The following is an 18,208-nucleotide window of genomic DNA, read 5'->3' as shown; positions in this document are numbered from 1 at the left end:
AATCATGAAGATCCACAAGTACGACACCGTCATCGTCGGCGCCGGTGGCGCCGGTATGCGCGCCGCCATCGAGTCGACGAAGCGCAGCCGCACCGCCGTGCTGACCAAGCTGTACCCCACCCGCTCCCACACGGGCGCCGCGCAGGGCGGCATGGCCGCCGCGCTGGCCAACGTGGAGGAGGACAACTGGGAGTGGCACACCTTCGACACGGTCAAGGGCGGTGACTACCTGGTCGACCAGGACGCCGCCGAGATCCTGGCGAAGGAGGCCATCGACTCCGTCCTCGACCTGGAGAAGATGGGCCTGCCGTTCAACCGGACGCCCGACGGGACGATCGACCAGCGCCGCTTCGGCGGTCACTCCCGCAACCACGGCGAGGCCCCGGTCCGCCGCTCCTGCTACGCGGCCGACCGCACCGGCCACATGATCCTCCAGACGCTGTACCAGAACTGCGTCAAGGAGGGCGTGGAGTTCTTCAACGAGTTCTACGTCCTCGACCAGCTGATCACCGAGGTGGACGGCGTCAAGAAGTCCGCCGGTGTGGTCGCCTACGAGCTGGCCACCGGTGAGATCCACGTCTTCCAGGCGAAGGCCGTGATCTACGCCTCCGGCGGCTGCGGCAAGTTCTTCAAGGTGACGTCCAACGCGCACACGCTCACCGGTGACGGCCAGGCGGCCGTGTACCGGCGCGGGCTGCCGCTGGAGGACATGGAGTTCTTCCAGTTCCACCCGACCGGCATCTGGCGCATGGGCATCCTGCTGACGGAGGGCGCCCGCGGTGAGGGCGGCATCCTCCGCAACAAGGACGGCGAGCGCTTCATGGAGAAGTACGCGCCGGTCATGAAGGACCTCGCCTCGCGTGACGTCGTCTCCCGCTCCATCTACACGGAGATCCGCGAGGGCCGCGGCTGCGGTCCCGAGGGCGACCACGTCTACCTGGACCTGACCCACCTGCCGCCGGAGCAGCTGGACGCCAAGCTCCCGGACATCACCGAGTTCGCCCGCACCTACCTGGGCATCGAGCCGTACACCGACCCGATCCCGATCCAGCCCACCGCGCACTACGCGATGGGCGGCATCCCGACGAACGTCGAGGGTGAGGTGCTCGCCGACAACACCACGGTCGTCCCGGGCCTGTACGCGGCCGGCGAGGTCGCCTGCGTGTCCGTGCACGGCGCCAACCGTCTGGGCACCAACTCGCTGCTGGACATCAACGTGTTCGGCCGCCGCGCGGGCATCGCCGCCGCCGAGTACTCCCAGAAGGCCGACTTCGTCGAGCTGCCGGAGAACCCGGCGTCCCTCGTGGAGGAGCAGATCGAGCGTCTGCGCAGCTCGACGGGGACCGAGCGGGTGTCGACGCTCCGTCGCGAGCTGCAGGAGACCATGGACGCGAACGTCATGGTGTTCCGCACCGAGCAGACGATCAAGACGGCCGTCGAGAAGATCGCCGAGCTGCGCGAGCGCTACCGGAACGTGGCGATCCAGGACAAGGGCAAGCGGTTCAACACCGACCTGCTGGAGGCCATCGAGCTGGGCAACCTGCTCGACCTGGCCGAGGTCATGGCCGTGTCGGCGCTCGCCCGCAAGGAGTCCCGCGGCGGTCACTACCGCGAGGACTACCCGAACCGCGACGACGTCAACTTCATGCGCCACACCATGGCGTACCGCGAGGTCGGCGACGACGGCACCGAGACCGTCCGCCTCGACTACAAGCCGGTCGTCCAGACCCGCTACCAGCCGATGGAGCGTAAGTACTGATGGCAACTCCCGTTCTGGACAAGGCGGAGACCCCCGACTCGGCGTCTGCGGCCTCTCCGTACATCACCGTCACCTTCCGGGTCCGCCGGTTCAACCCGGAGGTCTCGGCGGAGGCGACCTGGGAAGACTTCCAGCTGGAGATCGACCCCAAGGAGCGCGTCCTCGACGGCCTCCACAAGATCAAGTGGGACGTCGACGGCACGCTGACCTTCCGCCGCTCCTGCGCCCACGGCATCTGCGGCTCCGACGCGATGCGGATCAACGGCAAGAACCGCCTCGCCTGCAAGACGCTGATCAAGGACATCAACCCTGAGAAGCCGATCACGATCGAGCCCATCAAGGGCCTCACGGTCCTGAAGGACCTGGTCGTGGACATGGAGCCGTTCTTCCAGGCGTACCGCGACGTCATGCCCTTCCTCATCACGAAGGACACCAACGAGCCGACGCGCGAGCGTCTGCAGTCCGCCGAGGACCGCGAGCGCTTCGACGACACCACCAAGTGCATCCTCTGCGCCGCCTGCACGTCCTCGTGCCCGGTCTTCTGGAACGACGGCCAGTACTTCGGCCCGGCGGCCATCGTCAACGCGCACCGCTTCATCTTCGACTCGCGCGACGAGGCCGGCGAGCAGCGCCTGGAGATCCTGAACGACCGTGACGGCGTGTGGCGTTGCCGCACGACCTTCAACTGCACGGACGCCTGCCCGCGCGGTATCGAGGTCACGAAGGCGATCCAGGAGGTGAAGCGGGCGCTGATCACGCGCCGCTTCTGAGATCCGGCAGCTTCGGAACACGCCGAGGGCCCCGCTCCGTGACGGAGTGGGGCCCTCGGCGTGTGTGACGGGCGCTCAGCCGCGGAGGACGCGGCCCTGCTTGTCGGTGCGGTCGTTGCTCGTCAGGAACAGGATGCCGTCGATCAGCGCCCAGAAGCCGAGGCCACCGCAGGTGAGGAGCTGCGCGACGCCCACGCCGACGGAGCCGACGTAGAAGCGGCCGATGCCGAGGGTGCCGAGGAAGAGCTGGAGGATGCCCGCGACGATCTTCGACTTGTCGGAGTACGGGCGGCCCTGCGGGTCGTAGCCGAAGGGTGCGTCAGGGGTGGGGACGGTCATGTGAACTGCTCCTGGTTACTTCGAATGGGGAGTCCAGGAGGGATGCGTCGAGTGGATCACATACGTCCGACCGTGCATGGACATGTCGGAACGCCCCCCTGTGAGCCGTGAGCCTAGAGAGGCAAGGGGGGTGAAAGGGAGTGGGAACGAACGATCGTTCCTATTCCGTGATCAAATCCCGCCAGGGCAAGGGACCTTTCGGACGGGTGTGCGGGCCTAGAAGAGGTTGCGCGCGACGGTCCAGGTGACGGCGAGGCCGAGGACGAGGGCCTGGGCGGGGCGGCTCAGGCGCGGCTGCCAGCGCCTGCCGTGCAGCCCTTCCCAGATCCACCGCCCCAGCAGGGCGAGGGCCCACGGCGCGGCGAGCAGCAGGGCACGGTTGTCGAGCCAGGCCTCGGCGACGTGACCGTGCATCAGGTCGTAGACCATGCGGGTGCCGCCGCAGGCGGGGCAGAGCAGGCCGGTGACGAGCCGGAAGGGGCACTGGGGCAGAAGGTGCCCGGGCTGGTGCGGGTCGGTGACGTAGAGGTAGGCGGAGCCGGCCGCGCCGGCGGCGAGCACCGCGAGGGGTGCCGCCGCCGGGTGCCGCAGCAGGGATGCGCGTTCCCCGCCCACCGTGTCAGCCACGCAGGATCCGGCCCTGGCCGTCGGTCTTGTCGTTGCTCGTCAGCAGGATGATGCCGTCGACGAGCGCCCAGATGCCGAGGCCGCCACAGGTGAACAGCTGGGCGAGGCCCATCCCGACGTTGCCGATGTAGAAGCGGCCGACGCCGAAGCTGCCGAGGAAGAGCTGGAGGATGCCCGCGACGATCTTCGACTTGTCGGAGTAGGGACGCCCGTAGGGGTCGTAGCCGTAAGGGGCGTTGGGGTCCCCGGCGTAGCCGGGCGGCGGGTAGCCGGCCTGCTGGTAGCCCGGCTGCTGGTAGGCCTGCTGCTGATAGCCGTCCTGGGGGTAGCCGTAGGGGCCGGCCTGGCCGCCCGCGTACGGCCCTTGCCCGGCGTTCGGATACCCGTACCCCGGCTGAGGGGGCTGCTGCGGCTGCTGCGGCTGTTCGGACACGGTGACTTCTCTCCCCGAGGCCAGATGATCGGATGGGACGTACAAGTGAGTTCAGGTCATCTTGCACGAAGAATCCGGTGCCGGAGAAGTCAGGGTCCGGACGCACGGGTTTCGGCGCTCCGCCGGTGCGCCGACGGCAATCCCGGCTCGACGGCTGCCGCGGACCTATTCTGACGACATGTCAGATGACCTGTTGTCCTACGACCTGCTCGGGTTCGACAACGTGCTGCTGCCCGTGGGGAACCTCGGGCAGGCCGTGGGTTTCTACGAGCGGGCCGGGTTCGCGGTGAAGTTCCGTTTCGACGAGGCCGGGATCGCCCTGCTGGAGTGCGGCGGCGAGACGCCCGGGATCCTGCTGCGGGAGGAGGAGGCGCTGGGCCACCGGCCGCCGCCGTGGGGCTCCCCGCGCCTCTGGCTGGAGGTGCCCGACGCCCGTGCGACGGCCCGCCGGCTGGCGTCCGCCGGCATCCCGCCGCTCGACGAACCGTTCGCGGTGGCCACCGGCTGGACCGTCGAGGTCGCCGACCCCTGGGGGAACGTCCTGGGCTTCACCGACTACTCCAAACGACCGGAGCTGGGCCGCGCCCCGGGCGCCGCCACCGGGCGCCCGGCCCGCCGCGCCAGGTGACACCCGCGTCAGGTGCCCCCCCCCCGAAGCGAGTTGAACGCGTTCAAAAGGAGGTCTACAGTCGCCTCACGACAGCGTTTTGAACGCGTTCAGAAAGGGTGGGGAGCATGGACCGCACGGTCATCGCCTACGTCATCTACCTGGTCGTCAGCATCGGGCTGACCGTCTGGGTGGCCCGGACCCTCAGCCGCAACGGGCGGGTCTTCCTCGCCGACGTCCTGCACGGCAACGAGAAGCTCGCCGACGCCGTCAACCACCTCCTGGTGGTCGGCTTCTACCTCGTCAACCTCGGCTTCGTCGCGCTGTACCTGAGCGGGGACGGGACGATCCACGACACCCGTGGCGTCTTCGAGGCCCTGTCGACCAAGCTGGGCGTGGTGCTGCTGGTGCTCGGCGTGATGCACCTGGCCAACGTGTACCTGCTCAACCGGATCCGGCGGCGCGGCGTCATGGAGCGGGAGCAGGTCCCGCCGGTCGCCCCGCAGGGCTGGGCCGCCCCGACGGCCGGGGCGTGAGCGGCGTGCGGGCCGACCGGGTGGCCCCGGCCACCGCCGCCGACCGGGACGCCGCCCGCGTCCCGGTCCGCCGGCTCACCGTCCTCTACGACGGCGACTGCTCCCTGTGCGTCTTCCTCAGCGACTGGCTGCGCCGCCGGCCGCAACTGGTGCCGCTGGAGACGGTCCCCGCGGGCTCCGCCGAGGCGGCCGCCCGCTTCCCCGGCCTCGACCACCGCGCCACGCTCGACGAGATCACCGTCGTCGGCGACGCGGGCCAGGTCTACCGCGGCGCGGCCGCCTGGATCGTCATCCTGTGGGCGCTGCGCGAGCACCGCCCCCTCGCCCACCGCCTGAGCACCCCCGCCGGGGCGCGGCTCGCCAGGGGCGCCGTTCTCGCCGCCGCCAAGTGGCGCGGGACGCAGGGGAGCGGAGACCGGGGGCAGGGGGCGTACCGGCGCGACGACCGGGGGCGGGGCGCGCAGTGGGGCGGACGCGCGTACCGCCGCGCCGACGGATGGTCGTACGACCCGGCGCGGGGATGGAGCCACACCCCGCCCGCGTGTGACGGCGGCGCCTGCGGCACTGGTTAGGCTCTGTTCCCGTGTCCGCGAACCACGACGGCCCCGCCGAGGCCGATTCCCCGACCGAGTCCCACGGGGCCGCTGCGCGCTCCAAGTCCGAGCAGACCCGGGCGCTGATCCTGGAGACGGCGATGCGGCTGTTCCAGGAGCGCGGGTACGACAAGACCACCATGCGGGCCATCGCCCAGGAGGCCGGTGTCTCCGTCGGCAACGCCTACTACTACTTCGCCGGCAAGGAGCACCTGATCCAGGGCTTCTACGACCGCCTCGCCGCCGAGCACCGGCAGGCGGTCCGGGCCGTCCTGGACCGGGAGACCGACCTGGAGGCGCGGCTGTCGGGGGTCCTGCGGACCTGGCTGGACGTGGCCGCGCCGTACCACGAGTTCGCCGTCCAGTTCTTCAAGAACGCCGCCGACCCCGACAGCCCGCTCAGCCCCTTCTCCCCCGAGTCGGAGCACGCGCGCCTGGAGGCGATCTCCGTCCAGCGCGAGGTCCTGGCCGGATCGAAGGCGAAGGTCCCGGAGGAACTGCGGGACGTGCTGCCCGAGCTGATGTGGCTCGCCCAGATGGGTCTCGTCCTGTACTGGATCTTCGACCGGACCGAGGGCCGTGAGCGCAGCTACCGGCTCGCCGAGCGGGGTGCACGGCTGACCGCGCGGGGCGTGGCCCTGGCCCGCTTCCGGGTGCTGCGGCCGCTCGTCCACGAGGTGCACGAGCTGTTCACGGACTTCCTGCCCGGTATGACGAGGGCCCTGCCGGACCCGGGCAGGAAGCGCAGCGCGCCGGATCCGGCGGACCGACAGGAGCGGTCCTGACGCCAGGGGCTCCCCCTGGCGTCAGGAGACCCAGGGCTCTCCCCCTAGTTGACCGCGTCCACCTCGTCCCCCGAGAGCTCCGTCAGCTCCACGTCGTGGACCAGCGCCTCGTCGGCGACCATCACCTGGCGCGCCGCGGAGGCGTACGAGCGGGCCGTCGTCGCCAGCAGGTACGTCCCCGGCGCCGGGACCGAGAGGATGTAGGAGCCGTCGGCGAGGGAGACGACGCGGTCCAGCTGGCGTCCGCCCTTGGACATCAGGGTGACCGCCGCGCCCTCGACGGGGTCGCCGGCCGCGTCCCGCACGAAGCCGTGCACCGCCGAGGCGGGGCCGTCCGACGCGGGCGTCCGCACGGGTGCCGCCGCCTCTTCCCTCGGCTCCACCGCCAGGTGCGGCAGCCGCTTCTCCAGCCACCGCGGCAGCCACCAGTTGGAGGTGCCGAGCAGGTGCATCGCGGCCGGGACCAGGGCCGTACGCAGGACGAAGGCGTCCAGGGCGACCGCGGCCGCCAGACCCACGCCCGCCATCGCCGCGCCCGAGTCGCCGCTCAGCACGAACGCCAGGAACACGCAGACCATGATCAGCGCCGCCGAGTTGATGACACGGCTGGTCTCGGCCAGGCCCACGCGGACCGCTCGCGCGTTGTCCTTCGTGTGCACCCACTCCTCGTGCATCCGGCTGACCAGGAACACCTGGTAGTCCATCGACAGGCCGAACAGCAGGGACAGCATGATGACCGGCAGGAAGGCGTTGATCGGGCCCTCCTTGCCGAGGCCGAGCAGCTCCAGGCCCCAGCCCCACTGGAAGATCGCGACGAGGACGCCGAAGGAGGCCGCCGCCGCGATCAGGTTCATCACCGCGGCGGTCAGCGGCACCACCAGGGAGCGGAAGGCGACCAGCAGGAGCAGGAAGCCCAGGCCGATGATCGTCGCGACGAACAGGGGCAGCCGGTCGCCGGTGACCGTCGCGAAGTCCTTGGAGACGGCGGTGACCCCGCCGACGTGCGCCTCCGTCCCGGCCTGCGGGATGACGTCCTCACGGAGGCGGTCGATGAGGGTGTCGGTCTCCTCGGACTGGGGCGAGGTCGTGGGGATCACCTGGACGACGGTGACGCCCTGGGCGGGGGGCATGGCGGCGACCCGGGCGACCCCCGGGGTGTCCTCGATGCCCGTGACGAGGGCTGCCGCGTCACCGTTCGCCACGACCACCTGGAGGGGGCCGTTGAAGCCCGGCCCGAAGCCCTCGGCGAGCAGGTCGTAGGCCTGCCGGGTGGTCGTCGTGGTGTCGTCGTTGCCCTGGTCGGTGGCGCCGAGGCGCAGGGAGAGCACGGGCAGGGCCAGCACGGCCATCACGGCCAGGGCGAGCGCGGCCACCGTGCGGGGCCGGCGCTGCACGCCCGTGGACCAGCGGGCCGCGAGACCGCTCGCCGTCTCCTCCTCCGCTCCCCGCTCGGCGAGCCTGCGCCGCTGCCTGCGGCTGAGCACGCGCGGGCCGAGGAGGCCGAGCAGCGCGGGCAGCAGCGTCGTGGCCGCCAGGACGCTCAGCACCACCGTCAGGGAGGTGCCGATGACCACCCCGTCCAGGAAGCGCAGGTTCGTCACCAGCATCCCGGCGAGCGCGATGCACACCGTGCCGCCGGCGAACAGCACGGCCCGGCCCGAGGTGTTGAGCGCCGTGACCGCCGACTCCTCGGGATCCATGCCGCGCAGGACGCCCTTGCGGTGCCGGGTGACGATGAACAGGGCGTAGTCGATGCCGACGCCGAGGCCGATCAGGGAGGCGAGCAGCGGCGCCAGGTCGGGGATGTCGGTGACGTGGCCGAGCAACTGGGTGCCGAACAGGCCCATGCCCACGCCGAAGATCGCAACGGCGATGGGCAGCAGCATCGCGAAGAGCGAGCCGAAGGCGAGGAACAGCACGATCGCGGCGGCCGCCAGGCCGACCATCTCGGCCAGTCCGGTCGGCGGCTCCTGCACGCGCTGGATCGCCTGACCGCCCAGCTCGACGCGCAGACCGTCGCGTTCGGCGCCCTGCGCGGTGTCGACGACGTCCTCGACGAGCTCCTTCGGGACGGCGTTCGCCTGGTCGGCGAAGGTGACCTGGGCGTACGCGATCCGCCCGTCGCGGCTGATCTGCGCCGCGCCCTCCGGCCCGGCGTAGGGGCCGACGACGCCGCCGACGCCCTTCATCCCCGCGATCTCGTCGAGCGCGGGCTGGATGCGGGACCGTACGTCCTCGTCCCGTACCGAGCCCTCGTCGACCTTCCACACCACCGTGTCGGTGTCGCCCGCGCGGGCGGGGAACGCCTTCTCCATCAGGTCGTACGCCTTCTTGGAGTCCGTGTTCGGAAGGGAGAAGACGTTCGCGTAGTCCGTGCCCGCCGTCGAGGCCGTGAAGCCCAGGCCGAACAACGCCCCCACCCACAGCAACAGGACCACCAGCCGGTGCCGATAGCACCACCGCGCCAATGCCGTCACGCTCAAGCTCCTTCGTCGGACGTCGACCGTCGCAGCCGGACGGTCGGATCGGTCGGTCGGTCCCCCAGGTCCTGGGCACCAGAATTGGCGGCGGCACGCGCGCGTGGGGCCGAACGGCCCTGACTCTCAAGGAACTCCAAAGCGGGAACCGGCCCCGCGGCCGGCGCCCGCGCCGATACTGGGGGCATGACGACGGCTCCCGGCACCGTGCTGGTCGTGGAGGACGAGCCGAGCATCGCGGACGTCCTCGCCATCGCCCTGCGCTTCCACCGCTTCGAGGTCATGATCGCGGGCACCGTCCGCGAGGCCCTCGCCCTGACCGCGCGCACCCGGCCCGACGTGGCCCTGCTGGACGTGATGCTGCCGGACGGGGACGGGCGGGTGCTCGGCAGGCAACTGCGGGAGCGGCAGCCGCAGTTGGCGCTGGTCTTCCTCACCGCGCGGGACGCGCCCGCCGAGATCGTCGGCGCCCTCGGCTTCGGCGACGACTACATCACCAAGCCGTTCGACATCGAGGTGGTCGTCGCCCGCATCACGGCGGTTCTGCGCCGTACCCGCCCGGCCGACGTCCTCCCGCAGCGGCCGCCGCTCAGATACGGCGACCTGGAGCTGGACGAGACGACGTACAGCGTGCACCGCGCGGGCCGCTCGGTCGAGCTCACCCCCACCGAGTACGCGCTGCTGCGCTTCCTGGTGCGCAACGGCGGCCGGATCGTGCCGAAGGAGCAACTGCTGCGCCACGTCTGGCAGTACGAGCACACCCCGCCCGAGTCGACCGTCGTCGAGACCTACATCAGCTATCTGCGGCGCAAGCTGGACGCGCTGGGCCCGCCGGTGATCACCACACGGCGGGGCGTCGGGTACGGGCTGGCATGAGGTCCCCGCACGGCCGGCGCGGCATCCACTCGCTGCGGGTGAAGCTGACCCTGGCGAACGTGGTGCTGCTCGCCCTCGGCATCGTCGCCACCACCGCCGTCAGCCTCATGGGCATGCGCTACTACCTGCTCGACCAGGTCGACACCGAGCTGGTCAGGACGCGCGCCTCGCTGGGCGGCGCGGAGCTCACCATGCGGCAGATCGACTCGCTGAGCGTCCTCGGCTTCGTCCGTGACCGGGTCGTCCCGCAGGCCGCGGACGAACGCCCGGCACCGGACACCATCTTCGCCGCCGTCGACGGCGAGGGGGACGCCGTCGGCATCCTCGGCGTCCCGCCGACCGTCGCCCAGCGCGGCCTCGCCGGGGCGGTCGGACACCCCGGCCCGCTGGCCCGGGACACCGAACCGCACGACGTGCGGGTGCACGGCACCGCCTACCGGGTGACCGCCACCAGGCTCTCCGACGGCACGCACATCCTCATGGCGACCTCGACGGAGGCCCTCCACGCGGGCATGGCCAAGGCCCTCAAGCTCGACCTCGCCGTCGGCACGCTGCTGCTGGCACTGCTCGCCTGCCTGACCCTGTTCAGCGTGCGGCGGCGGATGCGGCCGCTGGAGGACATGGTGGAGACCTCGTCGGCGATCGCCGAGGGAGACCTCACCCGGCGCGTGCCCTCCAGCCACCACCCCACCCAGGAGGTCGAACAGCTGCGGCTCTCCCTGAACTCCATGCTCCACCAGGTCGAGACCGCGTACCGCACGCGCGAGCGCAGCGCGGCCCAGCTGCGCCGCTTCGTCGCCGACGCCTCGCACGAGCTGCGCACCCCGCTCTCCGCGATCCGCGGCTACCTCCAGCTGTACGACCAGGGCATGCTGCGCGATCCCGCCGAGCGGCGGCGGGCCTGGGACCGGATGAACGGCGAGGTGGACCGCATGGGCCGGCTCGTCGACGAGCTGCTCACACTGGCCCGCCTCGACCAGCGGCCCGAACTGCGGCTGCGCAACGTCGACGTGAGCCGGCTGGTGCGGGACGCGGCCGAGGATCTGCGCGCCCAGCAGCCCGGCCGGCCCGTCACCGTCGACGCCGACGGCGCCGTCCTCGTGCGGGCCGGCGAGTCGGGCCTGCGCCAGGTCCTCGCCAACCTCCTGGCCAACGTCCGCACCCACACACCCGCCGACGTACCGGTACGACTCGGTGCCGGACGCGCCGACGGCGTCGTACGCCTGACCGTCGCGGACAAGGGGCCGGGCCTGCCGCCCGAGGACGCGGCACGCGTCTTCGACCGCTTCTTCCGGGCCGGCGGCGGCGCCGGAAGCGGACTGGGCCTGGCGATCGTCCAGGGCGTGGTCCACGCCCACGGCGGCGAGGTGACGGTCCGGACAGCCCCGGGCGAGGGAATGACGGTGACGGTCGAACTGCCGGTACGGGCGGAGGAGTGCGGCTAGGTGTGCTGTCCCTAGGACAGGAGGCGGGGTCGGGGACCGGGCGGGGGGCCGGCCGGTGTGGCCACCAGGGCCCACACCGTCTTGCCGTGGCGTCCCCGGGTCCACACGCCCCACGCCGCGGCGACGGCCTCCACCAGGTGCGGGCCGCGACCGTCCTCGTCGCGGTCGCCCACGGCTCGCGGGCGCGGTTCGGGGCGCCCCTCGTCGGAGACCTCGACGAGGCAGGATCCGTTGGCCAGGGCCGTGACGGCGACCTCGAACTCGTGCTCGCGCAGCGGGCCGTGGCGTACGACGTCGGTGGCCAGCTCGGAGACGAGCAGGACCGAGTCCTCGAGGGCCGGGTCGTGCGGGCCGTGGCCCCAGGCGGCCAGATGGTCACGCACCCGGCGCCGGGCGATGCCCACGGACGCCGGGTGCCGGGGCAGCCGGAAGGAGTCGCGTCTCACCACGTCTCCTCCTCACCCCGCACACACCTCCGCCACATGGTGTCCCGTCGGGTGACTGCCCGGTGGCGCGCGGTCGCATGCCCGTTCCGGCTCGGCCGGGTTCCGTTCCGGCTCGGTCGGGTTCCGTTCCGCCCCGGCCGGGTTCCGTTCCGGCTCGGTCGGGTTCGGCTTCCCCGTGGCGACGTGGGCGCGGGCGCGGTCGGCGTACCGGCGGCCGTCCCGGCTCCGGGGGCCGGTCGCCGGACCTGGACGACGCCCCTGCCCACTCCGCCCGGCGCGGCGGCCGGCGGGCCGGGCGCGGGTGGTGCGGGGGCCGGGGCGCGCAGGGACGCGCCCGGTCGCCGTACCGCTCGGGCCTCGTCCTACGCCTGCCGGGAGGCCAGTTCGATCACCGTTATGTCCGACGGGGCTCCCACGCGCGTGGGCGGGCCCCAGGCGCCGGCACCGCGGGAGACGTAGAGCTGCGTGTCGCCGTAGCGCTCCAGGCCCGCCAGGGTCGGGTTCGCGGCCGCGGCGAGGAGGTTGCCGGGCCAGAGCTGACCGCCGTGCGTGTGGCCGGAGAGCTGGAGGTCGACGCCGTGGTCGACGGCGTCGTGGATCTGGACGGGCTGGTGGGCCAGGAGCACGCACGCGCGCGTGGTGTCCCGGTCGCCGAGCGCCTTGGCGTGGTCGGGGCCCTGACCCTCGCTCTCCCCGGCGATGTCGTTGACGCCCGCGAGGTCGAACCAGGGCAGTTCCGTGCGCGCGTTCTCCAGGGGGCGCAGGCCGAGCCGGCGCACCTCCTCGACCCACTGCTCGGCGCCGGAGAAGTACTCGTGGTTGCCGGTGACGAAGAAGGCTCCGTGCCGTGCCTTCAGCTGTGCGAGCGGGGCCGCCGCCGGGCCCAGGTCCTTCACGCTGCCGTCGACCAGGTCGCCGACGACCGCGATCAGGTCCGGCTGGGTGCCGTTGATCGTGTCGACGACCCGCTGCGCGAAGCTCCGGCCCAGGACCGGGCCCAGGTGGACGTCGCTGACGACGGCGATGCGGTAGCCGTGGGCCGCGCGCGGCAGCTTGGCCAGCGGGACCGTGACCCGCTTCACCTTCGGACCGCTGAGGACGCCGTAGGTGCCGTGGCCGACCGTCCCGACGGCCGCCGCGGCGGCGGCGCCGCCGATGACGCGGGAGACGAAGAGACGGCGGGAGGGGGCGGCGGCGAGCCGGGGGGAGTCGGCGGGACCGGTGGAGGAGGCGGGGGTGCTCGCGGTGCCGGCGCCGTCCGGCCCCTCGGGGTCCTCCGGGGCGGCGCCCGTGGATTCCGGGGCGTCGGACGGTGCGTCCGGCGCCGGGGACTCCTGGGGCGTGGGGCCCGCGGCAGCGGTTCCCTCGTGCGCCGCGCCCGCCGGCACCCGCTCCGGGGGCGACACGGCGGTCCCGGCGGGCGTGCGCCGCTCCAGGTACCGCCGCAGCAACGGCCGTACGACCTCCCCGGCGGCCACCGCCAGCAGCAGGTAGATCGACAGGGCCAGCCACAGGAAGCCCGGCCAGGCCAGGACGCGCTGGAGCCAGAAGGGGGCGCCCGTGCGCTCGGCTACCAGGGCGCCGACGGCCAGGGCCCAGCCGCCCGCGATCAGCACCGCGCCGCCGCGGCGGGTCCACCCCGGGGCGCGCGTGGTGTCGCGGAACAGGCGACGCCACAGGTACCAGTTGGCCGTCACCAGGACGGCCAGGACGAGCAGCACGAAAAGGATGGCCACGGTGTCGTAATCCCCGCTGTCGGCTTGGGCGTCCGGCGATGAGTCCGGCGGTCCGGTGATGAGGTTCGGCGGTCGGTTCCGGCGGTCCGCCTATGAATTTCGGCGCAGGGCGCGCAGCCCGCGCAACCCGAGGACCCCGATGGCCGTCCCCAATACGAAGGAGACGACGGCGAGGGTCAGGTGGACCCAGAAGTACGCGGTGGGATCGCCGTCCTCGAAGGCGAGACCGCTGCTGTCCTTGATCAGGTTTTTGACGAAAGTGACCCAGATGACCCAGCTCCACACCCCGAAGGCGAGCAGGAACCAGGAGACCGGGCGGCTGAGCTTCATGCGTTCAGTATCGCCGCCCGGTGTCCGGTTCCATGACGGGGGTGGGGAGGGGGATGCCAAGCGCCGTGCCCTGCCAGGTACTTTCTCCGTCGTGCCCGCACCCTTCAAGCAGACCGCCAGGCGCGCCCTGCTGGTCACCTCCGCGACGCTCGCGTCCCTCGCGTTGACCGCGCCCGTGTCCGTGGCGGCCCCGAGCCCGTCCCCCTCGGCCACCCCCTCCGCCTCGGCTTCGTCCAAGCCGTCGGCCACTCCCCCGGCGAACATGTCGACCGTCGGCGGCGCCCGCCTCGGGCAGGCCGGGACGCAGGTGGAGCTCGCGGACGGTGCTCCGGTGCTGCCGAAGAACCTGACCGCCCGGTCGTGGATCGTCGCGGACGCGGAGTCGGGCGACGTGCTCGCCGCGCACAACGCGCACTGGCGGCTGCCCCCGGCGAGCACCTTGAAGATGCTCTTCGCCGACACCGTGCTGCCGCGTTTCCCGAAGACCACGCAGTACAAGGTCCAGCCGAAGGACCTGGAGGGCGTCGGCTCCGGCTCCAGCATGGTCGGGATAAAGGAGGGCGAGACCTACACCGTCCACGACCTGTGGCTCGGCGTCTTCCTGCGCTCCGGCAACGACGCCGTGCACGTGCTGTCGTCGATGAACGGCGGCATCGGCAACACGGTCAAGGAGATGAACGAGCACGCCGAGGAACTCCAGGCCCTCGACACCAGCGTGGTCTCCCCCGACGGCTACGATGCCTCCGGCCAGGTCTCGTCGGCGTACGACCTGACGCTGATCGCCCGCTCGGGGCTGCAGAAGGCGGACTTCCGGGAGTACTGCTCGACGCTGACGGCGAAGTTCCCGGGTGTGACGAAGAAGAACAAGAAGGGCAAGACGGTCCGCGAGACCTTCGAGATCCAGAACACCAACCGGCTGCTGACCGGCGACTACGACATACGTCAGTACCAGGGCATCGCGGGCGTCAAGAACGGCAACACCACCAACGCGGGCGCCACCTTCACCGGCGTCGCCGAGCGCGACGGCCGGGTGCTGCTGGTCACGGTGATGAACCCGGAGAAGACGGACCACAACGAGGTCTACAAGGAGACCGCCGCCCTGTTCGACTGGGGTTTCCAGGCCGCCGGCAAGGTGCGTCCGGTGGGCGAGCTCGTCCCGCCGAAGGGCACCGTGCAGGCCAGTGCCCAGCCGGGCGCGAACGACTCCACCGGCGGGTCCGGGAAGTCCGGGGAGGCCGGGGCCGCCGGGAACGTGTCCCAGAAGCCCGTCGCGAGCGCCGTGACCGGGAACGGCTCCCGTGGCATGGGAGTCGCGCTGGCGATCACGGGCGGGGCGCTGGTGCTGCTCGCGGGGGCGGCGTTCCTGGTCAACCGCCGCTGGCCGCTGCCGGATCTGGTGCGCCGTCGTCGCTGACGTCCGGGTCGGACGCCTCGTCCGCGGCACTGCCCGTCGCCGTCCAGGCGGCGCAGAACAGCACCAGCTTCGCGGTGAAGTTGATCCACAGCAGCAGGGCGATGGGCACGCCGAAGGCGCCGTACATGCTCTTCGTGGCCACGCCCTGCATATAGCCGCTGAGCAGCAGCTTCAGCAGTTCGAAGCCGACGGCGCCGGTCAGCGCGGCCACGATGAGGCGGCGGCGCTTCGGTTCGACGCCGGGCAGCAGGGTCAGGACGTAGAGGAGCAGCAGGAAGTCGGCGAGGACGGCGACGAGGAAGGCGGCGGTCCGCAGCAGGACGCTTCCCCAGCCGGCCTTGTCGATGCCGAGCTGCCCGGTGATCCAGCCGACCATCGCGGAGGCCACGGTGGAGGCGACCAGGGTGACGAGGACGGCGCCGCCGAGCCCGAGGAGGATGCCGAGGTCCTTGGCCTTGTGCAGGACCGGGTTCTCCTCCTCGTCGGGCAGCTCCCACACCGCGCGCAGGCACTCGCGTGTGGAGCCCGCCCAGCTGACGCCGGTGAACAGCAGGACGGCGGCGGAGATGAGGCCGACGGTGCCGGCGTTCTGCACCAGGCCTTCGATGTTCAAACGGTCGGAGATGCCGGGAACCTGCTCGGCGACCTTGTCCTCGAGGGCCTGCTGCCGCTCGGTTCCGAGCGTGGCGGCGGCGATCGCGGCGGCCAGGGTGAGCAGCGGGAAGAGGGCGATGAAACTGGTGAACGTCATCGCGGCGGCCAGCCGCGTCCACTTCACCCGGTCCAGCCGCTCGAACGACCGCCACGCGTGCGTGGCCATCAGTCGCGTGGCGAACGGCCCGATTCCGGGGAGCTTTTTCAGCCAGTCCATGATCCGACCCTGCCCTCCTGGCGGCGCGTGACGCCGAACACCAGGGTGCGGGTACCCCAGAACCGCACGAGGGTGGCGAGCGCCATGCCGATCCCGGCGCCGGAGAGGGTGTCCGCGCGCTGCGAGGTGTAGCCGAGGCCGTAGTGGCTGACGGCGAGACAGAGCAACTGGACGAGGGATCCCGCGAGGTTGACGACGAGGAACGCGGCACAGGAGCGCGGTCCCCGCACGCGCGCGTGCCGGTAGGTGCCCAGCGCGTTGCCCGCGTAGGCGACCGTGCAGCCGGCGAGGAAGGAGAGGGACTTGGCGGTGAGCGGGCCGACGCCCGCCGGGCCGCGCAGGCAGGTGAAGAGGGCGAGGTCCACGGCGTAGGCGAGGGAGCCGACGGCTGCGAAGCCCAGCAGTTCGCCGCGACGGGGCGCCCACGCGCGCGGGTTCACCAATTGGCCACCGCCAGGCCGTACATGGCCAGCCAGACCACTCCGATCAGGGCGAGGGCCCGGTCGCCGAGGACGACCTCCTCGGGTTCGCCGGCGGTGCCGCGGTCGGCGAAGACGGCGTAGCGCAGGACCGCCAGGACGAAGGCGACCACGGACAACTGGCGCCAGGGCAGCACGCTGGTGTGCGGCACGCCGCCCTCCTCCAGCGCCCACAGGCAGTAGCCGAGCACGGCGACCCCGGCGGCCAGCTGCCAGACGAAGCGCAGGTAGCCGGGGGTGTACTCGGTGAGCAGCGCGCGGGTGGCGCCCTGCGCGCCGGCCATCTGCACGGCCTCGGAGTAGCGCTTGGCCGCCACCATGAACAGCGCCCCGAAGCCGGTGGTGATCAGGAACCAGCGCGACAGCGGGATGCCGAGCGCGAGCCCGCCGACCATGGCCCGCATCAGGAACCCGGTCGTGACGACGGCGAGGTCGACGACCAGGACGTGCTTCAGGCTGACGCAGTACGCCAGTTGCATGCCGACGTACGCGGTCAGGAGGGCCGGGACGGCCGGGGAGGTCAGCCAGGCCGCGGCGGCGGGCCCGAGGACCGCCAGGGCGCCTCCCACGGCGTACGCGACCGGGACGGGGACCTGTCCGGCGGCGACCGGGCGGTGCCGCTTGGTGGGGTGGGCGCGGTCGGCGTCGGCGTCCCGGGCGTCGTTGATGAGGTAGACGGCGGCGGCGCAGGCGGTGAACAGCGCGAAGACCAGGGCGAGTTCGGTGAGGGTGGCCCAGGAGAAGAGCCGTCCGGCGGCCGCGGGTGCGGCGATGACGAGGGTGTTCTTGACCCATTGTTTGGGGCGGGCGGTGCGCAGGAGGCCGGTGAGGAGGGAGCCGGTGCGGGCGGCGGGTGCGCGGCCGGGGCCGTCGCCGGTGCGGGGCGGTCCGGGGCGGGGCGGTCCGGGGCGCGGCGGTCCGGGGCGGGTCGGCGTCTGCTGGGGGTGAGGCGGCGTCGGCTGGGAGTGAGGTGGAGCCGGCTGGGGGGCGGGGGTTCGCCGTTCGGGGAGGGAGCGTTCGGTGGGGCGTTGGGCGCTGGTGAGGGGCGCGGCCTCAGTCATGCACGCTCCCCCGTACGCTCTGTGCGCCCGTCCGGATCCAGCGCGCCCCTACGCGCGCCGTCAGTGCCCCCAGGGCCGCGCCCGCCGCCACGTCGGAGGGGTAGTGGACGCCGACGACCAGGCGCGAGAGGCACATCGCGGCGGCGAGCGGGGCGACCGCGTACGCCCCGAGGGCTCCGTAGGCGACGGCGGCCGCCGCCGCGGACGTCGCGTGCGAGCTGGGGAAGGAGTGCCGGCCGGCGGTGCGCACCAGGGGCTCGGCCTGTGCGGGACGGGGGCGGCGCACGATCCTCTTGACACCCATGCTGGCGATGTGCGCGCCCGCGGTGAGCGCCGTCGCGCGGAGCCAGGCGTCGCGCCGCGGGCCGTCCACGGCGGCCCCCACGAGCCCCGCCGCGAGCCACAGGGCGGCGTGCTCGCCGGCCCGGGACAGGGTGCGCGCGGCTCCCGCCACGCGTGGATCCGCACCACGCGCGCGGAGCGCCGCAAGGATGCGGTGGTCGATGTCAACCGAGTGGTGGTCCATGTGGACTCACTGTTCACGGCAACCCCACCGGAACTCCGGCAATATTGGGCGACATCCCATTAATCACCCATTTCGGGGAGACCAGGAATGTTTCCGAA

The 18,208-nt window shown here is 72.2% G+C and carries 20 protein-coding genes; 9 read left to right on the top strand and 11 right to left on the bottom strand.

Features of this window, described 5'->3' with window-relative positions:
* The first annotated feature begins 4 nt into the window (after positions 1-4).
* Complete coding sequence (sdhA, locus tag ACIHAR_RS16410) at positions 5-1,759, top strand: succinate dehydrogenase flavoprotein subunit (protein WP_365461729.1); 1,755 nt, start codon at positions 5-7, stop codon at positions 1,757-1,759.
* Positions 1,759-2,529, top strand: a complete 771-nt coding sequence (locus ACIHAR_RS16405; protein WP_365461731.1) for a succinate dehydrogenase iron-sulfur subunit — start codon at positions 1,759-1,761, stop codon at positions 2,527-2,529. The genes sdhA and ACIHAR_RS16405 overlap by 1 nt, the downstream gene beginning before the upstream one ends.
* 75 nt (positions 2,530-2,604) lie before the next feature.
* On the opposite strand, the gene ACIHAR_RS16400 is transcribed toward ACIHAR_RS16405, so the two are convergent.
* The 3 genes from ACIHAR_RS16400 to ACIHAR_RS16390 form a co-directional block, all read right to left on the bottom strand.
* A complete protein-coding gene (locus ACIHAR_RS16400; protein ID WP_365461733.1) occupies positions 2,605-2,868 on the bottom strand; it encodes a TM2 domain-containing protein in 264 nt (87 codons plus the stop codon).
* 216 nt (positions 2,869-3,084) lie between these two features.
* Complete coding sequence (locus ACIHAR_RS16395) at positions 3,085-3,495, bottom strand: DUF2752 domain-containing protein (protein ID WP_365461735.1); 411 nt, start codon at positions 3,493-3,495, stop codon at positions 3,085-3,087.
* Positions 3,488-3,928 (bottom strand): NINE protein, encoded by a 441-nt coding sequence (locus ACIHAR_RS16390; RefSeq protein WP_365461737.1) that lies wholly within the window; start codon positions 3,926-3,928, stop codon positions 3,488-3,490. Before ACIHAR_RS16390 ends, ACIHAR_RS16395 begins: the two co-directional genes overlap by 8 nt.
* 178 nt (positions 3,929-4,106) lie before the next feature.
* Here ACIHAR_RS16390 and ACIHAR_RS16385 point away from each other — a divergent pair, with 178 nt between their 5' ends.
* The 4 genes from ACIHAR_RS16385 to ACIHAR_RS16370 all read left to right on the top strand — a co-directional run bounded on the left by ACIHAR_RS16385 (position 4,107) and on the right by ACIHAR_RS16370 (position 6,449).
* Positions 4,107-4,556: a VOC family protein gene (locus ACIHAR_RS16385; protein ID WP_365461739.1), complete on the top strand. Its 450-nt coding sequence runs from the start codon at positions 4,107-4,109 to the stop codon at positions 4,554-4,556.
* 107 nt (positions 4,557-4,663) lie between these two features.
* Positions 4,664-5,071, top strand: coding sequence for a hypothetical protein (locus ACIHAR_RS16380; RefSeq protein ID WP_400019900.1), 408 nt, complete (start codon positions 4,664-4,666; stop codon positions 5,069-5,071).
* A gap of 5 nt (positions 5,072-5,076) precedes the next feature.
* The gene (locus ACIHAR_RS16375; RefSeq protein WP_365461912.1) at positions 5,077-5,643 is read left to right on the top strand and encodes a DUF393 domain-containing protein; all 567 of its coding nucleotides are present in this window, start codon (positions 5,077-5,079) and stop codon (positions 5,641-5,643) included.
* Between the two features lie 11 nt (positions 5,644-5,654).
* Positions 5,655-6,449: a TetR family transcriptional regulator gene (locus ACIHAR_RS16370; RefSeq protein WP_365461743.1), complete on the top strand. Its 795-nt coding sequence runs from the start codon at positions 5,655-5,657 to the stop codon at positions 6,447-6,449.
* 44 nt (positions 6,450-6,493) lie between these two features.
* Here the strand turns inward: ACIHAR_RS16370 and ACIHAR_RS16365 are convergent, their stop codons facing one another.
* Positions 6,494-8,917 carry an MMPL family transporter gene (locus tag ACIHAR_RS16365; RefSeq protein WP_400019923.1) on the bottom strand — a complete coding sequence of 808 codons (2,424 nt, stop codon included), beginning with the start codon at positions 8,915-8,917 and terminating at the stop codon, positions 6,494-6,496.
* Between the two features lie 195 nt (positions 8,918-9,112).
* Here ACIHAR_RS16365 and ACIHAR_RS16360 point away from each other — a divergent pair, with 195 nt between their 5' ends.
* Both ACIHAR_RS16360 and ACIHAR_RS16355 read left to right on the top strand, forming a co-directional pair.
* Complete coding sequence (locus tag ACIHAR_RS16360) at positions 9,113-9,802, top strand: response regulator transcription factor (protein ID WP_400019899.1); 690 nt, start codon at positions 9,113-9,115, stop codon at positions 9,800-9,802.
* Positions 9,799-11,247 (top strand): ATP-binding protein, encoded by a 1,449-nt coding sequence (locus ACIHAR_RS16355; protein ID WP_400019897.1) that lies wholly within the window; start codon positions 9,799-9,801, stop codon positions 11,245-11,247. The genes ACIHAR_RS16360 and ACIHAR_RS16355 overlap by 4 nt, the downstream gene beginning before the upstream one ends.
* An 11-nt stretch (positions 11,248-11,258) precedes the next feature.
* Here the strand turns inward: ACIHAR_RS16355 and ACIHAR_RS16350 are convergent, their stop codons facing one another.
* From ACIHAR_RS16350 to ACIHAR_RS16340, 3 genes are all read right to left on the bottom strand, one after another.
* Positions 11,259-11,696 carry an ATP-binding protein gene (locus tag ACIHAR_RS16350; RefSeq protein WP_365461749.1) on the bottom strand — a complete coding sequence of 146 codons (438 nt, stop codon included), beginning with the start codon at positions 11,694-11,696 and terminating at the stop codon, positions 11,259-11,261.
* 359 nt (positions 11,697-12,055) lie between these two features.
* Positions 12,056-13,429, bottom strand: a complete 1,374-nt coding sequence (locus ACIHAR_RS16345) for a metallophosphoesterase (protein WP_365461751.1) — start codon at positions 13,427-13,429, stop codon at positions 12,056-12,058.
* Positions 13,430-13,519: 90 nt separating this feature from the next.
* Positions 13,520-13,759 carry an SCO4848 family membrane protein gene (locus ACIHAR_RS16340; RefSeq protein WP_365461753.1) on the bottom strand — a complete coding sequence of 80 codons (240 nt, stop codon included), beginning with the start codon at positions 13,757-13,759 and terminating at the stop codon, positions 13,520-13,522.
* 91 nt (positions 13,760-13,850) lie between these two features.
* On the opposite strand from ACIHAR_RS16340, the gene ACIHAR_RS16335 reads away from it, so the two are divergent.
* Complete coding sequence (locus tag ACIHAR_RS16335) at positions 13,851-15,173, top strand: D-alanyl-D-alanine carboxypeptidase family protein (RefSeq protein WP_400019894.1); 1,323 nt, start codon at positions 13,851-13,853, stop codon at positions 15,171-15,173.
* Here ACIHAR_RS16335 and ACIHAR_RS16330 read toward each other — a convergent pair.
* From ACIHAR_RS16330 to ACIHAR_RS16315, 4 genes are read right to left on the bottom strand one after another with little or no spacing between them, the layout of a single operon-like run.
* A complete protein-coding gene (locus ACIHAR_RS16330) occupies positions 15,127-16,044 on the bottom strand; it encodes a YihY/virulence factor BrkB family protein (protein ID WP_365461757.1) in 918 nt (305 codons plus the stop codon). The two genes, ACIHAR_RS16335 and ACIHAR_RS16330, sit on opposite strands and share 47 nt — an antisense overlap.
* On the bottom strand, positions 16,032-16,484 hold the full coding sequence (locus ACIHAR_RS16325; RefSeq protein ID WP_365461759.1) for a GtrA family protein: 453 nt from the start codon (positions 16,482-16,484) through the stop codon (positions 16,032-16,034). The genes ACIHAR_RS16330 and ACIHAR_RS16325 overlap by 13 nt, the downstream gene beginning before the upstream one ends.
* Positions 16,481-17,584 (bottom strand): decaprenyl-phosphate phosphoribosyltransferase, encoded by a 1,104-nt coding sequence (locus tag ACIHAR_RS16320; RefSeq protein ID WP_400019891.1) that lies wholly within the window; start codon positions 17,582-17,584, stop codon positions 16,481-16,483. The genes ACIHAR_RS16325 and ACIHAR_RS16320 overlap by 4 nt, the downstream gene beginning before the upstream one ends.
* Positions 17,577-18,110: a phosphatase PAP2 family protein gene (locus ACIHAR_RS16315; protein ID WP_400019889.1), complete on the bottom strand. Its 534-nt coding sequence runs from the start codon at positions 18,108-18,110 to the stop codon at positions 17,577-17,579. The genes ACIHAR_RS16320 and ACIHAR_RS16315 overlap by 8 nt, the downstream gene beginning before the upstream one ends.
* Positions 18,111-18,208 lie beyond the last annotated feature (98 nt).

Source organism: Streptomyces sp. NPDC052016 (assembly GCF_044548445.1).
In the GTDB taxonomy this organism is placed as follows: Bacteria; Actinomycetota; Actinomycetes; order Streptomycetales; family Streptomycetaceae; genus Streptomyces.
Note: the sequence above shows the minus strand (reverse complement) of the source record. Positions and strands in the feature narration are given on the sequence as shown.

What these genes read in the sequence shown, in the direction of transcription:
- ACIHAR_RS16330 (WP_365461757.1), bottom strand. Translation starts at nt 16,044, where the DNA reads ATGGACTGGCTGAAAAAGCTCCCCGGAATCGGGCCGTTCGCCACGCGA.
- ACIHAR_RS16400 (WP_365461733.1), bottom strand. Translation starts at nt 2,868, where the DNA reads ATGACCGTCCCCACCCCTGACGCACCCTTCGGCTACGACCCGCAGGGC.
- ACIHAR_RS16340 (WP_365461753.1), bottom strand. Translation starts at nt 13,759, where the DNA reads ATGAAGCTCAGCCGCCCGGTCTCCTGGTTCCTGCTCGCCTTCGGGGTG.
- ACIHAR_RS16380 (WP_400019900.1), top strand. Translation starts at nt 4,664, where the DNA reads ATGGACCGCACGGTCATCGCCTACGTCATCTACCTGGTCGTCAGCATC.
- ACIHAR_RS16320 (WP_400019891.1), bottom strand. Translation starts at nt 17,584, where the DNA reads ATGACTGAGGCCGCGCCCCTCACCAGCGCCCAACGCCCCACCGAACGC.
- ACIHAR_RS16360 (WP_400019899.1), top strand. Translation starts at nt 9,113, where the DNA reads ATGACGACGGCTCCCGGCACCGTGCTGGTCGTGGAGGACGAGCCGAGC.
- sdhA (WP_365461729.1), top strand. Translation starts at nt 5, where the DNA reads ATGAAGATCCACAAGTACGACACCGTCATCGTCGGCGCCGGTGGCGCC.
- ACIHAR_RS16355 (WP_400019897.1), top strand. Translation starts at nt 9,799, where the DNA reads ATGAGGTCCCCGCACGGCCGGCGCGGCATCCACTCGCTGCGGGTGAAG.
- ACIHAR_RS16315 (WP_400019889.1), bottom strand. Translation starts at nt 18,110, where the DNA reads ATGGACCACCACTCGGTTGACATCGACCACCGCATCCTTGCGGCGCTC.
- ACIHAR_RS16385 (WP_365461739.1), top strand. Translation starts at nt 4,107, where the DNA reads ATGTCAGATGACCTGTTGTCCTACGACCTGCTCGGGTTCGACAACGTG.
- ACIHAR_RS16405 (WP_365461731.1), top strand. Translation starts at nt 1,759, where the DNA reads ATGGCAACTCCCGTTCTGGACAAGGCGGAGACCCCCGACTCGGCGTCT.